Source organism: Streptomyces sp. NRRL S-31 (genome assembly GCF_000718775.1).
Classification (GTDB): Bacteria; Actinomycetota; Actinomycetes; order Streptomycetales; family Streptomycetaceae; genus Streptomyces.
The window spans coordinates 29,700-44,886 of the sequence record NZ_JOCB01000006.1 but is presented as its reverse complement, the minus strand read 5'-3'; the positions used below and the strand labels follow the sequence as shown (position 1 = coordinate 44,886).

Genomic DNA, 15,187 nt, shown 5'->3' with positions numbered 1-15,187 from the left:
GGTCGCCGGTACGGCGGTGCCGGCGGGCGGGGGACCGTCCCGCGGCGGCGCCCTCAGGCCGTCCGCTCCAGTGCCGCGTGGTCGACGGTGTGCAGCAGCGCGCCGCCGGACGCCAGCCGCTCCGCCTCCTCCACCACCACCCGGCCCAGGCGGGCCAGCTCGTTGCCCTGCGAGCCGGCCAGGTGCGGGGTGACGAAGGCGTTCGGCAGGTCGTACAGCGGGGAGTCGGCGGGCAGCGGCTCGGGTTCGGTCACGTCCAGCACGGCGCTGAGGCGTCCCGCGCGCACCTGGTCGACCAGCGCCCCGTGGTCGACCAGGGCGCCGCGCGCGGTGTTGACCAGCACCGCGCCGTCGGGCATCAGCGCGAGTTCGCGGGCGCCGATCAGCCGGCGGGTCTCGGGGGTCTGCGGGGCGTGCAGGCTGACCACGTCGCTGGTGCCGAGCAGCTCGTCCAGCGGCAGCAGCGGTACGCCGAGGCGGGCGGCCTCCGCCGCATCCACGTACGGGTCGGCGAGCGTGACCGCGAGGTCGTGCGGACGGAGCAGTTCGATCAGGCGGCGGCCGACCCGGGAGGCGCCGACGACACCGACCCGGCGGCCGTGGTTGCCGACGCCGGTGAGGATGCCGTCGTAGGGGAAGGCGCGTCGCTCGCGCAGCCGGTCGCGGAGGGCGAAGACGTCCTTGCCGGCGAGCAGGATCACGGCGAGGGCGTACTCGGCGACGGGCAGGGCGTTGGCCTCGGCGGCCGAGGAGACGGCGATGCCCCGCCGCCACACCTCGGGGGTGGCGAAGCCCTTGACCGAGCCGGCCGCGTGCAGCACGGCGCGCAGGCGCGGGGCCGCGTCCAGGGCGGGCGCGTCCAGGCGGGGACAGCCCCAGCCGGTGATGAGCACCTCGGCGCGGGCGAGGGCCGCGCGCGCCCGGGGGCCGGTGAAGTCGTCCGCGACCAGGGAGCGGTCGATGTCCACGCAGGCCCCCAGCCGGGCCAGCAGTTCCGCCGGGAAGACGAGCGGCAGGTTGCGCGGTGTCATGGCGAACAGGGCCTGGGGACGCTCGGGCAAGGTCGTGACCTTCCGGGCTCGGTGACGCACGGCGGCGGCCGTTCTCTACGGTAGGCGGCGGCGGATGAGAGGGTCAACGCACACACTCGCGGTGGGAGGCGGGATGACAGACGCGGCGCGGAAGGTCACCAACTGGGCGCGGAGCATCACCTACGCGGTCGGGGAGTTCCACCGTCCGGACACGTTCGACGCGCTCCGGAGCGTGGTGGCCGGCAGCGCGAAGGTGCGGGTCCTGGGCAGCGGGCACTCCTTCAACCGGATCACCGATCCCGGTCCCGAGGGGGTGCTCGTGTCGCTCGCCGGTCTGTCGCCGCTGATCGACGTGGACACCGCGGCGCGTACGGTCCGGGTCTCCGGCGGTGTCCGGTACGCGGAACTCGCCCGCGCGGTCGACGCGCGGGGTCTGGCCCTGTCCAACATGGCGTCGCTGCCGCACATCTCGGTGGCGGGCTCGCTGGCGACCGGCACCCACGGCTCCGGGGTGGGCAACGCGCCGCTGGCGGCGGCGGTGCGGGAGGTCGAGCTGCTCACCGCCGACGGCTCGACGGTGTCGATCGGCCGCGGGGACGCCGGGTTCGACGGGGCCGTCACCTCGCTGGGCGCGCTCGGCGTGGTCACCGCACTCACCCTGGACCTGGAGCCGGCGTACCGGGTCGAGCAGTACGTGTTCACCGAACTCCCGCTGGAGGGACTGGACTTCACGGCGGTGGCGGGGGCTGCGTACAGCGTGAGCCTGTTCACCGACTGGCGGCGCCCGGGGTTCCGGCAGGTGTGGGTCAAGCGCCGGACCGACCAGGCGCCCGTGGACTTCCCGTGGGCCGCGCCGGCCACCGAGGCCATGCATCCGGTGCCGGGGATGCCCGCGGCCCACTGCACCGCGCAGTCCGGTGTGCCGGGGCCGTGGCACGAGCGGCTGCCGCACTTCCGGGCGGAGTTCACGCCCAGCAGCGGCGCGGAGATCCAGTCGGAGTACCTGCTGCCGCGCTCGGCGGCGACGGCAGCGCTGCACGCGGTCGACGGCGTGCGGGAGACGGTCGCCGGGGTGCTCCAGATCTGTGAGGTGCGGACGGTCGCCGCCGACGCGCAGTGGCTCAGCCCGGCCCACGCACGGGACTCGGTGGCGCTGCACTTCACCTGGGTGCGGGACGAGGCGGCGGTGCTGCCGGTGGTGCGCCGGCTGGAGGAGGCGCTGGCCCCGTTCGAGCCGCGCCCGCACTGGGGGAAGGTGTTCGGCATCCCGGCCGCGCGGCTGCGCGACCGGTATCCGCGGCTCGCCGGCTTCCGGGACCTGGCCCGTTCCCTGGACCCGGCCGGGACGTTCACCAACGCCTTCGTGCGGGACCTCCTCGACGGGTGACAGCCGTGCCACGACGGCTCCGTCCGGCCGGCGGCGCCGGAGTCCGCCCGGCCCGGGGCCGTCCGGGGGTTTCACCCGCCTCCCGTTCCGGCAGTACTTCCTCGGGTTCCCCGAGGGGCCGGAGGGTGCGGCGCGGGGCCGAAGGGAGCGGCCCGAGAGCGAAAGGGGGCGGCGCGGTACGGGGAACCAGCGGACCGGCACCACGGGATGAGCGAGGAGATGCATGTCGTTGCGCACGACCACCGAGTACGTCGAGGACGTCTCACCGGGTTCCGGGGCGCTGCCGCCCCGCGCCCGGTACGCCTCCTCCGACGCCCTGTCCCTCTCCCTCAACGGCAGTTGGCGCTTCCGGCTGTCGGACACGGCCGACGCCGAGGACGACTCGTTCGCGGCGACCGGGTACGACGCCGGTGGCTGGGCCGAGCTCCCGGTCCCCGGCCACTGGGTGCTCCAGGGCCATGGCTCGCCCGTCTACACCAACCACCGCTACCCGTTCCCGGTCGACCCGCCCCGGGTGCCCACCGAGAACCCGACCGGTGACCACCTGCGCGCCTTCGACCTGCCCGGCGACTGGCCCGCGGACGGCGGCGCCGTGCTGCGCTTCGACGGTGTGGAGTCCTGCGCCCGGGTCTGGCTGAACGGCACGGAACTCGGCGAGTTCAAGGGCTCCCGGCTGCCGCACGAGTTCGCCGTCGGGCACCTGCTCAGGCCGCGCGGGAACGTCCTGGCGGTCCGCGTCCACCAGTGGTCGGCGGGCTCGTACCTGGAGGACCAGGACCAGTGGTGGCTGCCGGGCATCTTCCGGGACGTCACCCTGCTGCACCGGCCGCCGGGCAGCGTCCTCGACTTCTTCGTGCACGCCTCCTACGACCACACCACGGGCGAGGGCACGCTGCGGGTCGACTCCGACGTGGACGGCCGGGTGACCGTCCCGGACCTGGGCGTCGACATCGCCACCGGCGAGCCGGTGACGGTGCCGGTCCGGCCGTGGTCGGCGGAGACGCCGAGGCTGTACGATGGGGTGCTGGCCACCGCGGGCGAGCGGGTGCGGCTGCGCATCGGCTTCCGCACGGTGGATCTGGCCGACGGCCTGATCAAGGTCAACGGCAGGGCCGTGCTGTTCAAGGGCGTCAACCGGCACGAGTGGCACCCCGAGCGCGGCCGGGCGCTGGACGTCGACACGATGCGCGAGGACGTGCTGCTGATGAAGCGGCACAACATCAACGCGGTCCGCACCTCCCACTACCCGCCGCACCCGGCCTTCCTCGACCTCTGCGACGAGCTGGGCCTGTGGGTGATCGACGAGTGCGACCTGGAGACGCACGGCTTCACCGAGCAGGACTGGCGGGACAACCCCGTCGACGACGACCGCTGGACCCCGGCCCTGCTCGACCGGGCGGCCCGGATGGTCGAGCGGGACAAGAACCACCCGTCGGTCGTCCTCTGGTCGCTGGGCAACGAGGCCGGCACCGGCCGGGGCCTGACCGCGATGGCCGACTGGATCCGTGGCCGGGACCCCTCGCGGCTGCTGCACTACGAGGGCGACCGCGGCTGCCGGGACACGGACGTGTACGCGCGCATGTACGCCGGCCATGCCGAGGTCGACCGGATCGGCCGGGGGCTGGACGGCGGGCCGCGCAGGCGCCGCGAACTCCCCTTCATCCTCTGCGAGTACGCCCACGCCATGGGCAACGGCCCCGGCGGACTCGCCGACTACCAGTGGCTCTTCGAGTTCCACAACCGGCTCCAGGGCGGCTTCGTCTGGGAGTGGATCGACCACGGCATCGCCCATCCGGAACTGGGCTACGCCTACGGCGGTGACTTCGGCGAGGAGCTGCACGACGGCAACTTCGTCTGCGACGGTCTGCTGTTCCCGGACCGGCGGCCCTCCCCCGGCCTGATCGAGTACAAGAAGGTGATCGAGCCCGTCGCCCTCACCGGCGACGGCACGCCGGGCACCGTCCGCGTCACCAACAAGTACGACTTCGCGGACCTGTCGGCGCTGGCGTTCACCTGTTCCTACGAGGTCGAGGGCGAGCCGGTGGCGTCCGGCGCCCTGCCGGTGCCCGCGCTGGCCCCCGGGGAGTGGGCCGACGTCGCCCTGCCCGCCGTACCCGCCGGGGCACCGGCCGGCGAGGCGCACTGGACGGTCCGGGCCCGGCTCGCCGCCGACACCCCGTGGGCAGCGCGGGACCACGTCGTCGCCTGGGGCCAGATCCCGGTGGCGCCGCGCCGGGTGCCGTACGTCGCCGCGACCGCCCGGCCGGTGACCGGCGACGGCGTGATCACCCTGGGTCCGGCCGTGTTCGACGCCCGGACCGGCGCGCTGCGGGGCGTCGGCGAGGTGCCCGTCACCGGTCTGCGCCTGGACGTGTGGCGGGCGACCACCGACAACGACGACGGCGCCGCCTGGCAGGACGACCCGCGCCACGGGCTGCTCTGGCGCGAGCTGGGCCTGCACCGGATGCGGCACCGCCTGGACGCGGTGGAGGCGGGCGGGCACGACCTGACGGTCCGCACCCGGGTGGCTCCGGCCGCCCGGGAGCTGGGGCTGTCGGCGGTGTACCGGTGGACGTCGGACGGCGACCGGCTCCGGCTGACGGTGTCCACGGTCCCGGACGGCGACTGGACCGTCCCGCTGCCCCGGCTCGGCATCCGCTTCGGCCTGCCGGCGGCCGACCGCGTCCGGTGGTACGGCGGCGGCCCGGGCGAGGCGTACCCGGACACCAGGGCGGCGGCGCTGACCGGCCGCTGGCAGTCGACCGTGGACGAGCTCCAGACGCCGTACGTGCGCCCGCAGGAGAACGGCGCCCGGATCGACGTCCGCTGGGCGGAGCTGGGCGGTCTGCGCGTCGAGGGCGACCCGGTGTTCCACCTCACCGCCCGCCGCTGGACCACCGAGCGGCTGGACGCCGCGACGCACCGCACCGACCTGGTGCCGGGCGACACGGTGTGGGTCAACCTCGACCACGGGCAGCACGGCATCGGTTCCCAGTCCTGCGGACCCGGCCCGCTGCCCCGGTACCACCTGCGGGCCGAACCGGCCCAGTTCTCGTTCGTCTTCTCCGTCCCCGCCGGGTAGGCGCCGGGGGGCCGCGCGTCCGCCGGCCGGACCACCTGCCCACTTCCTAGATGGCCTAGGATCTCGCCTGGACATCCAAGGAGGTGGGCGGGTGGCCCGTGCGGGACTGAGCGCGCCGCGGCTGGTGGCGGCCGCCGCCGAGATGGCGGACGAGGTCGGGCTCGACAACGTCAGCGTCTCCGCGCTGGCCCGCCGCTTCGGCGTGAAGGACGCGAGCCTGTACTCGCACGTCCGCAACCTCCAGGACCTGCGCACCCGGCTCGCGCTGCACGCGGGCGGCGAACTGATCGACCGGATCGCGGCGGCCGTGGCGGGCCGGGCGGGCAAGGAGGCGCTGACGGCGTTCGCCGGCGCCTACCGGGAGTACGCCCTGGAGCACCCGGGCCGGTACGCGGCCACCCAGCTCCCCATCGACCAGGCCCTGATCGCTGATTCCCCCGCGCTGCGCCGCACCGCCGAGATCACCTACGGCATGCTGCGCGCCTACGGCCTCGGGGAGCCGGACCTGACCGACGCGGTGCGCCTGCTGCGCAGCACCTTCCACGGCTACTGCGTGCTGGAGGGCGCGGGCGGCTTCGGCGCGGAGCGGGACGTGCGCGCCTCCTGGGACAAGGCCGTCGACGCCCTGCACATCGCCCTGACCCACTGGCCCCGGGAGCGCGGCGACGCCGACTGACACCCCGTACCACGAGGGCCACGGGCAGCGGTCCGGTGCCGCCGCTCGCACGGGCGGAGCCGCGCCGCCCGGGGCCCGTCCCCCGATCGGCGGGGCGCCACCGGCACCACCGACCACGCGGAAGGCGGCGACCGGGCCGCCCGCCCGAGGCCACCCGCACCTCCCCGTCCCCCGGCGGGCCGCCGGCCTCCCGTTCCGCCACGGACACCGGCTCCCCGTCCCCGACCGCCAGGGAGCGGGCCACCACCGGCAGGTCCGCTTCGACTAGCGTCGTGACATGACCAGCGACATCTCCCCCAGCCTCGCCGACGCCCTCGCCGCCGGGACCGTCGTGCTCGACGGCGGCCTGTCCAACCAACTGGAGTCGGCCGGGCACGACCTGAGCGACGCGCTCTGGTCGGCGCGGCTGCTCGCCGAGCGGCCAGAGGCGGTCACCGAGGCCCACCTCGCGTACTTCCTGGCGGGCGCGAGCGTGGCGATCACCGCCAGCTACCAGGCCACCTTCGAGGGCTTCGCCCGGCGCGGCATCGGTCGCGCGGAGGCCGCGCGGCTGCTCGCCCTCAGCGTGGAACTGGCCCGCACGGCGGCCCGGCGGGCGGCGGACGCGGGCGTCGGGCGCCCGCTGTGGGTGGCGGCTTCCGTCGGCCCGTACGGGGCGATGCTCGCGGACGGCTCCGAGTACCGGGGCCGGTACGGGCTGAGCGTGGCGGAGCTGGAGCGGTTCCACCGGCCCCGCGTCGAAGCGCTGGCCGCCGCCGCGCCCGATGTGCTGGCGCTGGAGACCGTCCCGGACACCGACGAGGCCGCCGCGCTGCTGCGGGCGGTACGGGGTGCGGGGGTGCCGGCCTGGCTGTCGTACACGGTCGACGGCGCGCGGACCCGGGCCGGGCAGGGGCTGGAGGAGGCGTTCGCCCTCGCCGCCGACGCGGACGAGGTGATCGCGGTCGGGGTGAACTGCTGCGCGCCGGCGGATGTCGAGCCCGCCGCGCGGATCGCGGCGCGGGTCACCGGCAAACCGGTCGTCGTCTACCCCAACAGCGGCGAGGGCTGGGACGCCGGGACACGGACCTGGCAGGGGCGTACGACGTTCAGCGCGGCGCAGGTCACGGCGTGGCGGCAAGCGGGGGCCCGCCTGATCGGAGGCTGCTGCCGGGTGGGTCCCGAGGCGATCACGACGATCGCGTCGCACGCGACGTGAGGTCCGTGGGCGCGCCGGGGGGCCGGGGCGCCGTGCGGGAGCGTCCGGTTCAGGACGCTCGGGTGCGCGGGCGCGGGCGTCGGCAGGCGTGTGGGGTGCGCGCGGTGGCGATGGCCGCCGATGCCGGGCTGCCGGGGCGTCCGTGCGGGGCTCAGCGGCGCAAGGCGCCCACCGAGCGGCGGAGGCGGCGCATCGCGGCGGCGAGTTCCGCGCCGGGGGCGCGGGGCACCGTGTGCGGCGGCCGGGGCGGCGGCGGAACGGTGGCGGCGGTCGTCCACAGGGCGACCTCCGCGTCCCGGGGGCCGTACGCGATGTGCGGATCGCCGTCGCCGAACACCTGGACCGGGTGGGTGGCGTCCCACACCGCCCAGCCGGGGTCCCCGGTCGTCGCGAACCGCACCCACGCGGCGTGCATCGCGTCGCACAGTTCCTGCGGCGCCCCCTCACCGGCCAGCTTCCTCGACTCGGGCAAGTCCCCGGTGGCGAAGACGAAGCCCAGCTCCAGGGCGTGGCAGGCGCCCAGGCCGGGCAGCAGGGAAGGCCACGCGAACTCGTACACGTAGGCCGCCCCCGTGCGGGCGTCGGCGAGCCGGTGCAGCGGTACCCGCAGCAGGTGGTCGGTGACCATCTGGCCCACGGTCTCGGCGGCCCCGGCCTCCGGGTGCAGGACGCGGTAGCCGCGCGGTATCTCGTGGCCCGCGTGGCAGCGGGCCATCGCCCCGGCCAGGGCCACCGCGCCGAGCCGGTCCACGCGCTCCACCAGCCCGCCGGGCACCAGCCACAGCCGGTACTCGTCCCGGGTCCAGCCCATGAGCAGGTCGACGTCCCGGGCGGCGGTGCCCTCGGTCAGCGCCTTCAGCGGGTCGCCGGGCACCACGTCCCCGTCCACGACGATGCCGAACGCGGGGCCGCCCAGTACCGGACTGCCGAGCCGGCCGACCTCGGCCTGGGTGCGCAGCAGGAGGTCGCGGTCGACGGCGGCGAACGCCTCGGCGGTGGCGGGGATCCTCAGCCGGGCCGCCATCCGCCGCACCATCCGCCGTACCTTGTCGCGGTCCGACACCTCGGGCGGTCCGCTCTGGAGCACCGCCCGCCGGACCAGGCCCTGGGTCTGGGGCGCGGCGAGCAGGACGCCGGCACTGATGGCACCGGCCGACTGACCGCACAGGGTGATCCGGCCGGGGTCGCCGCCGAACGCCTCGATCGTGTCGTAGACCCAGCGCAGCGCGGCGAGTTGGTCGCGCAGGCCGGGGTTGGGCGGCGCGTCCGGGAACAGCCCGTAGCCCTCCACCCCCAGCCGGTAGTTCAGCGAGACGCAGACGACGCCGTCCCGCGCGAAGGCCCCGCCGCCGTACACCGGTACGGCCGAGGAACCCCTGGTCAGCGCTCCTCCGTGTAGCCAGACCAGCACCGGCAGCCGGGCGCCGGGCCCGGGCTCGGGGGTCCACACGTTGAGGTTCAGGCAGTCGTCGCCGGGGATGTCCGGGTCGGAGAGGTACTGGGCGAACGCCTCGGAGTACGGCGGCTTCGGCGCGGTGGGCCCGAAGGCACCGGCGTCCCGCACCCCGTCCCAGGGATCGGGCGGCTGTGGCGGACGGAACCGCCAGGGGCCGACGGGCGGCGCGGCGTACGGGATGCCCCGGAAGACCGCGATCCCCCGCTCGTACCGGCCGCGCACGGCCCCGTGGGGCGTTCTGACCACGGGGTCCGTCTGGTCTGCCGTCATCGCCCACCAGCCCTTCGTCGCACTCGCGCACCTGGACAGCGGTGTCGTGCACCGTTCACATCAGAGCACCACACCGCCCTGATGTATTCCCGCGCACGGAACGGATATGGGCCGTTCGGCGGACGTCCCGGCGCCGGGCCCGGTGGGCGGAGCACGGTGACAGCCGGGCTCGGTGACGGCCGGGCACCTCCCGCACGGGGTGTCCGGCCGTCGCCCTGGTCGTTTCCTTGCCCTCGTTCCGTTGTCCCTGAGGCCCTCAGTGCCTCAGTTCCTCAGTTCCTCACTCCTCCTCGCCTCGGCCGTCGGCGGCGACCAGGGCCTCCACCACGTCCACGGCGCTGCCGTCGTGATCGCTGCCGGCGGTGCCGCTGCCGTTCTGGACGTTGGCCGCGCGGTCGATCTCCAGCCAGGAGTCGGCATGGGAGTTGTCGACCACGGTGATCAGGCTCTCGGCGACGGCGGGTACGGCACCGGCTCCGAGGAGCGCGGCGGCGACCGCCGTGGCCATGCCGAGCCGAGGTACGGCACGGGTCACACGCCCACGCCCTCGGGGGCGAGCCGCTCACGGGCGATGTTGCGCTCCAGCAGGGTGGTGGCGGCCTGCACGCCGATCCCGCTCGCGGGGTCCACCTCCGGCAGCCGGCCGTCGGCCTCCTTCAGACCGGAGAGCGCGGAGTCCATCGCCTCGTGCGCGGCGAACAGGCACGGGGTGCTGTAGATGGCGACGTCCACACCGAGGTCGGACAGTTCGCCGAGGGACAGCCGGGGCGACTTGCCGCCGGCGATCTGGTTGAACAGCAGCGGCTTGTCCCCGACGACCTCGCGGATCCGCTTGATCCACTCGACGCTGCGGACCCCGTCGACCAGCACCACGTCGGCTTCGGTGGCGGCCAGCGTCTCGGCCCGGTGCAGGATGTCGTGCTCGTCGGTGGCGTCCGTCCGGGCGACGACGACCAGGTCCTTGCGGGTCTCCAGGACCTTGTGCAGCTTCTCCAGGTACTCCTCCAGGGGCAGCACCTGCTTGCCGTCGGCGTGACCGCAGCGGCGGGGCCGCTTCTGGTCCTCCAGGATCACGCCGGAGGCGCCGATGCGCTCCAGCCCCTCGACGACGTGACAGGCGACCTCCGGGTCGACGTACCCGTCGTCGATGTCGACCAGCAGGTGGTGGTGCGGGAACGCGCCCCGCAGCCGCTGGACGAAGGCCACCATGTCGGGCCAGGCGATGAATCCGATGTCGGGCAGTCCGTAGTACGAGGCCGCGAAGCCGAACCCCGAGACGAACATGCCGTCGTAGTGCTTGGCCGCGATCGACGCGGAGTACATGTCGTACACGCCGATCAGCGGTGTGGTCCCGGGCCCGGCGATCCGGTCGCGCAGCTTCTTCCCGTAAGTCAAGGTCCGGCTCCTCGTGTGGGTGGGTGACACGCGGCGGGATGGGCCGCGCGTCTCGACGCCCTTTGCCAAGACAAGAGCTTCTCTTAATGATCGCGTGACCTTCTGCCTACGCGAGCTTTACTCACCCCAACGGGGGAACCGGTTCACCGCAGAAACGTCACTGGTCGCTCCCGGCGGCCCAGCCGAGCCCGCCGTTCAGGTGAGCCAGGAAGTCCGGATCGCGGTAGGCGTCGGTCGCGTGACCGAGGGCCGTGTAGAACACGCGTCCGCCGGCCGGGCCCCGCTCGCGGCACCAGGAGAGCGGGTGGTCGGCACCCATTCCGCCACCGTCGTACGACGTCTCGTCGGCGCGCAGCAGCACCCGTGCCCGGCCGCCGGGCACCCGGTCGAAGTCGTACCACTCGTCGGTGAACTCCCAGACGGCCGGCAGGTGCCGGGTGGCGGGGTGGCCGGGGTCGGCGACCAGGGCCCGGCCCGGCTGGTGGGCGGGGTGCCGGGTGAAGCGGGCGCCGAGGAGGGTGCCGTAGTACGGCCACCCGTACTCGGTGCAGGCCGCCGCGTGCACACCGGCGAAGCCGCCGCCCGACCCCGTGTACCGCGCGAGCCGCTCGCGTCCGGCCGGGGTGAGCACCTCCCCGCTGGTGGACAGGAAGACCACGGCCGCGAAGGCGTCCAGCGGACGTTCCAGGTCCGCCGGGTCCTCGGTGTGCTCGACGGCGAACCGGCCCAGTGCCCGGACGGCGGCGACGGCGTCCGGGATGGAGTCGTGGCGGTAGTCGGCGGTGCGGGTGAGGACGAGCAGACGAGGTGCCATGCCCCCGGACTGTAGGCACGGGGGGCGAGGCGGTCACCCGCCCTGGCGCACGCCGTTGTCGGGCGCTCCGTCGCCGTACGGCGGGAGGTCGCCGCGCTCGACGAAGCCGGCGCCGTGGGAGCGGGCGGCAGCGGGCCGGCGGGCTCCGCCTGCGTGGGGCGGCGCACGGCGGCCGCGGCCTCGCGCAGGACCCCGGCCGCCACCTTCCGTCAGCCGACCGCGCCCCGGTCCGGGAGCGAGCCCGGCCCGCCACGCGTCACGGCTACGGACGCGCCGGTCCCCCAGGCCCCCCACCGCTCCGGTCACGCCCACCGCTCGGGCCGGTCCCACCGTTCGGGCCCACCCCACCACTCGGACCCGCCCCACCGCTCGGGCCGGTCCCACCGTTCGGGCCGCCCCCAGCGCCGCCGTTTCCGCCGTTTCCGTCGTTTCCGCCCTCGCCGGTGTCGTCCGCGCCGTCCCCGGTGCCGCGACCGCCCGCCTCCGACCCGTGCGCCTTGTGCGGGTGGTGGGGGTTCTTCGCATGGGTGCGCAGCCGGGCCGTGACGTCCTCGGGGGGCAGGAACCGGGACCAGCGTTCGGGGTACTCGGAGGGCATGTCGGGGTCGTCGGGGTCGGTCTCGCGGACCGCCGCCGCGCGCGCCACGTACTCGGCGACCTGCACCTCCCGCATCCGCTCGTTGACCTCGCGTGCGGCGGCCGTGGCGGCGGCCGGCCAGACCCGGTCGATCGCCGCGTTCACCGCGGCGCCCACGAGCACGGCGAAGGCGGACACGCCGATCCACAGCAGGACGGCGACGCTTGCGGCGAGGGAGCCGTAGATCGTGGCGCCCTCGATGGTGTGCGTGAGGTAGATCCGCAGGAGGAAGCTGCCCAGCACCCACATGGCGAGGGCGACCAGGGCGCCGGGCACGTCCTCGATCCACGGGGAGCGGACCGGCACCGAGACGTGGTACAGGGTCGTCAGGAAGACGATCGACAGGACGATCACGACCGGCCAGTACAGGACTTGGACGACCGTCGCCGACCAGGGCACGATCCGCACCACCGCGTCCGGCCCGGCCACCATCAGCGGCAGCGCCACCGAGCCGATCAGCAGCGCCACGATGAACAGCAGGAACGCCATGATCCGGGTCTTCACGATGCCCCGGACGCCGTCCAGGCCGTACATCACGGTGATGGTGTCGATGAAGACGTTCACCGCGCGCGAGCCCGACCACAGGGCGAACAGGAAGCCTATGGAGATGACGTCGGGCCGGCCGCCCCTCATCACGTCGTGCAGGATCGGCTCGGCGATCTCCTTGACGCCCTTGTCGGACAGGACCGTCCGGGAGGCCTCCAGCAGGTTGGTCTCCAGGCTGGAGATGGTGTCGGCGCCGGTCCAGTCGTCGACGTAGCCGAGGAGTCCGATCAGGCTCAGCAGCAGCGGGGGCACGGAGAGCAGCGTGAAGAACGCCGCCTCCGCCGCCAGGCCCAGGATGCGGTACTCCATGCAGGAGTTGACGGTGTCCTTGAGCAACAGCCAGGCGATCCTGCGCTTGGAGACGTTCCGATAGAGGGCTCTGGCCCGGTGGAGCCGGCCGGCCGGCCGCTCGGGGGGTTCACTCGCTGGCTGCACGAGCCAAAGGTATCCGCAGCACGGGACCGCCCTCACCTCCCGGCCCCCACGACCGGCGTCCCGGGGCCCCGGGGACCCGGTCAGGTGCGCCCCGGGGAGCGGCTGTGCCACTCTGAAGGCCATCACCGCGGCCTTCCCGGGTAGGTTCCCACCATGGCAGGCACCCCCACCCACACCGTGACGAACCAGCCGCCCCCGCTGGTCGGCTACGACGTCTTCACCGCGGACCGGGCCCTCGTCGAGGCCGTCGACCGGTACACCGGCCCGGACGTCCGCAAGGAGGTGCGCGCGGAGCTGTCCGCGCTCGGCCGGGCGGCCGGCTCGGCACAGCTCCAGGAGTGGGCGGTGCAGGCGAACGAGCAGCCGCCCCGGCTGCGCACCCACGACCGGTACGGCCATCGGATCGACGAGGTCGAGTTCCACCCGGCCTGGCACCGGCTGCTCGGCAAGGGCGTCTCGGCCGGGCTGACCGGTGCCTGGACGCGGCCCTCCGGGCATGTGCGCCGGGCCGCCGGGTTCCTCGTGTGGACACAGGTCGAGGCGGGCAACTGCTGTCCGCTGTCGATGACGCACGCGGCGGTGCCGGCCCTGCGCGACGCCCCGGAGCTGGCCGCCGAGTGGGAGCCCCGGCTGGCGTCCACCGTCTACGACCGGGAGCTGCGGCCCGCCGGACGGAAGCCCGGCGCGCTGTTCGGGATGGGCATGACCGAGAAGCAGGGCGGCAGCGACGTCCGCGCCAACACCACCCGGGCGCAGCCGCTCGCGGAGGCGGGCACGTACCTGCTGACCGGGCACAAGTGGTTCTGCTCGGCGCCGATGTCCGACGCCTTCCTGGTGCTCGCGCAGGCCCCGGGCGGGCCGACCTGCTTCCTGGTCCCGCGGGTCCTGCCCGACGGCGCCCGCAACGTCTTCCTGATCCAGCGGCTGAAGGACAAGCTGGGCAACCGCTCCAACGCCTCCGCCGAGGTGGAGTTCGACGGCACCTGGGCGCGCCGGGTCGGCGAGGAGGGCGGCGGGGTGCGGACGATCATCGGGATGGTCGCCGCGACCCGGCTGGACTGCGCGCTGGGCTCGGCGGGCCTGATGCGGCAGGCGGTGGCGCAGGCGGTCCACCACTGCGCGCACCGGGAGGCGTTCGGCGGGAAGCTGATCGACAAGCCGCTGATGCGCAACGTCCTCGCCGACCTCGCGCTGGAGTCGGAGGCCGCGACCGCGCTGGCGCTGCGGCTCGCCGCCGCGTACGACGACGGCGGCGAGCAGGAGCGCGCCTTCCTGCGGCTGGCGGTGCCGGCCGCGAAGTACTGGATCACCAAGCGGTGCGCGCCGGTGGCCGTGGAGGCCGCCGAGTGCCTGGGCGGCAACGGGTACGTGGAGGAGTCCGGCCTGCCCCGGCTGGTGCGGGAGTCGCCGCTGAACTCCGTCTGGGAGGGCGCGGGCAACGTGCAGGCGCTGGACGTGCTGCGGGCGTTGCGGCGGGAGCCGGGCGCGCTGGACGCGTGCCTCACCGAGATCGGCCGGGCGCACGGCGCCGACCACCGGCTGGACCGCGCGGTGAAGGACCTGTTCACCGAACTCGCGGATCTGGAGGGCGTCGAGGGGCGGGCCCGGCGGCTGGTGGAGCGGCTCGCGCTGGTGCTCCAGGGCTCCCTGCTGGTGCGGTACGCGCCGTCGGAGGTCGCCGACGCCTTCTGTGCCTCGCGGCTGGGCGGCGACCACGGCGCGTCCTTCGGCACGCTGCCGGCCGGCCTGGATCTCGCGGCGGTGGTGGAGCGCGCCCGGCCCGTCCACTGAGCGACCCGGAGGCCCCGCCCGGGCACGCGTCGTTCAAGCACGCGCCGCCCGAACAGGCACCGCACCCGTGGCTCGTCGGCGCGCCGCGGAGACCGGACCGGTCGCGCCGACCGGCCGCGTATGAACGGCGGTTCCGGCCCGTCCGTCGCCCACGCCCACCGGGCGCGCGCGGCCGTACGGCCGGAGGCAGGGGGGTGGTGCCGCGCCGACACGGCACCACCCCACCTCATGGGCCGGTTGAAGCCCGCGGACGCGTGGCGCGTCGTCGCCAAGTCTCGGCCGCCTCCGGGTGCTTCACCAGGGTTGCGGGGGGTTGCAACTTGTGGAGGCAGGTGTGCGGAGTCTGTGCTTCCGCCGTGCCCGGAACGGCAGTATGAGAGGCACAGTCGGACCGGAAACAGCCGCCCGGACGGCTTGACAAGCGTGTTCGACATCCTTTTCCGGGAGGGCCGCAGTGGGGAACCCGCCG

General features: G+C 74.8%; 11 protein-coding genes. 5 read left to right on the top strand and 6 right to left on the bottom strand.

Annotated features, from left to right (window positions below):
- Positions 1 to 53 precede the first annotated feature (53 nt).
- On the bottom strand, positions 54 to 1,061 hold the full coding sequence (locus IF37_RS0104170; RefSeq protein ID WP_030736276.1) for a hydroxyacid dehydrogenase: 1,008 nt from the start codon (positions 1,059 to 1,061) through the stop codon (positions 54 to 56).
- A 103-nt stretch (positions 1,062 to 1,164) separates the two neighbouring features.
- Here IF37_RS0104170 and IF37_RS0104165 point away from each other — a divergent pair, with 103 nt between their 5' ends.
- The 4 genes from IF37_RS0104165 (at position 1,165) to mmuM (ending at position 7,374) form a co-directional block, all read left to right on the top strand.
- The gene (locus IF37_RS0104165; protein ID WP_030736268.1) at positions 1,165 to 2,418 is read left to right on the top strand and encodes an FAD-binding protein; all 1,254 of its coding nucleotides are present in this window, start codon (positions 1,165 to 1,167) and stop codon (positions 2,416 to 2,418) included.
- Between the two features lie 223 nt (positions 2,419 to 2,641).
- Entirely contained in the window at positions 2,642 to 5,500 is a 2,859-nt protein-coding gene (locus IF37_RS0104160; protein WP_030736266.1) for a glycoside hydrolase family 2 TIM barrel-domain containing protein, read from the top strand.
- Between the two features lie 91 nt (positions 5,501 to 5,591).
- Positions 5,592 to 6,176 carry a TetR/AcrR family transcriptional regulator gene (locus IF37_RS0104155; RefSeq protein WP_030736263.1) on the top strand — a complete coding sequence of 195 codons (585 nt, stop codon included), beginning with the start codon at positions 5,592 to 5,594 and terminating at the stop codon, positions 6,174 to 6,176.
- Between the two features lie 277 nt (positions 6,177 to 6,453).
- Positions 6,454 to 7,374, top strand: coding sequence for a homocysteine S-methyltransferase (gene mmuM / locus IF37_RS0104150; RefSeq protein WP_030736260.1), 921 nt, complete (start codon positions 6,454 to 6,456; stop codon positions 7,372 to 7,374).
- Positions 7,375 to 7,525: 151 nt separating this feature from the next.
- On the opposite strand, the gene IF37_RS0104145 is transcribed toward mmuM, so the two are convergent.
- The 5 genes from IF37_RS0104145 to IF37_RS0104125 form a co-directional block, all read right to left on the bottom strand.
- Positions 7,526 to 9,100: a carboxylesterase/lipase family protein gene (locus IF37_RS0104145; protein ID WP_030736257.1), complete on the bottom strand. Its 1,575-nt coding sequence runs from the start codon at positions 9,098 to 9,100 to the stop codon at positions 7,526 to 7,528.
- Positions 9,101 to 9,380: 280 nt separating this feature from the next.
- Entirely contained in the window at positions 9,381 to 9,608 is a 228-nt protein-coding gene (locus tag IF37_RS0104140; RefSeq protein ID WP_030736255.1) for a hypothetical protein, read from the bottom strand.
- 23 nt (positions 9,609 to 9,631) lie between these two features.
- Positions 9,632 to 10,495, bottom strand: coding sequence for an oxaloacetate decarboxylase (locus tag IF37_RS0104135; RefSeq protein ID WP_030736251.1), 864 nt, complete (start codon positions 10,493 to 10,495; stop codon positions 9,632 to 9,634).
- A 157-nt stretch (positions 10,496 to 10,652) separates the two neighbouring features.
- The gene (locus IF37_RS0104130; protein WP_030736249.1) at positions 10,653 to 11,309 is read right to left on the bottom strand and encodes a ThuA domain-containing protein; all 657 of its coding nucleotides are present in this window, start codon (positions 11,307 to 11,309) and stop codon (positions 10,653 to 10,655) included.
- Between the two features lie 262 nt (positions 11,310 to 11,571).
- Entirely contained in the window at positions 11,572 to 12,927 is a 1,356-nt protein-coding gene (locus IF37_RS0104125) for a YihY/virulence factor BrkB family protein (RefSeq protein ID WP_253915638.1), read from the bottom strand.
- Positions 12,928 to 13,080: 153 nt separating this feature from the next.
- Between IF37_RS0104125 and IF37_RS0104120 the strand changes: the two genes are divergently transcribed.
- The gene (locus IF37_RS0104120) at positions 13,081 to 14,718 is read left to right on the top strand and encodes an acyl-CoA dehydrogenase family protein (protein WP_030736243.1); all 1,638 of its coding nucleotides are present in this window, start codon (positions 13,081 to 13,083) and stop codon (positions 14,716 to 14,718) included.
- The last annotated feature ends 469 nt before the right edge of the window (positions 14,719 to 15,187 follow it).

Coding starts and splice junctions, on each gene's coding strand:
- IF37_RS0104165 (WP_030736268.1), top strand. CDS start 1,165: ATGACAGACGCGGCGCGGAAGGTCACCAACTGGGCGCGGAGCATCACC.
- IF37_RS0104140 (WP_030736255.1), bottom strand. CDS start 9,608: ATGGCCACGGCGGTCGCCGCCGCGCTCCTCGGAGCCGGTGCCGTACCC.
- IF37_RS0104120 (WP_030736243.1), top strand. CDS start 13,081: ATGGCAGGCACCCCCACCCACACCGTGACGAACCAGCCGCCCCCGCTG.
- IF37_RS0104130 (WP_030736249.1), bottom strand. CDS start 11,309: ATGGCACCTCGTCTGCTCGTCCTCACCCGCACCGCCGACTACCGCCAC.
- IF37_RS0104160 (WP_030736266.1), top strand. CDS start 2,642: ATGTCGTTGCGCACGACCACCGAGTACGTCGAGGACGTCTCACCGGGT.
- IF37_RS0104145 (WP_030736257.1), bottom strand. CDS start 9,100: ATGACGGCAGACCAGACGGACCCCGTGGTCAGAACGCCCCACGGGGCC.
- mmuM (WP_030736260.1), top strand. CDS start 6,454: ATGACCAGCGACATCTCCCCCAGCCTCGCCGACGCCCTCGCCGCCGGG.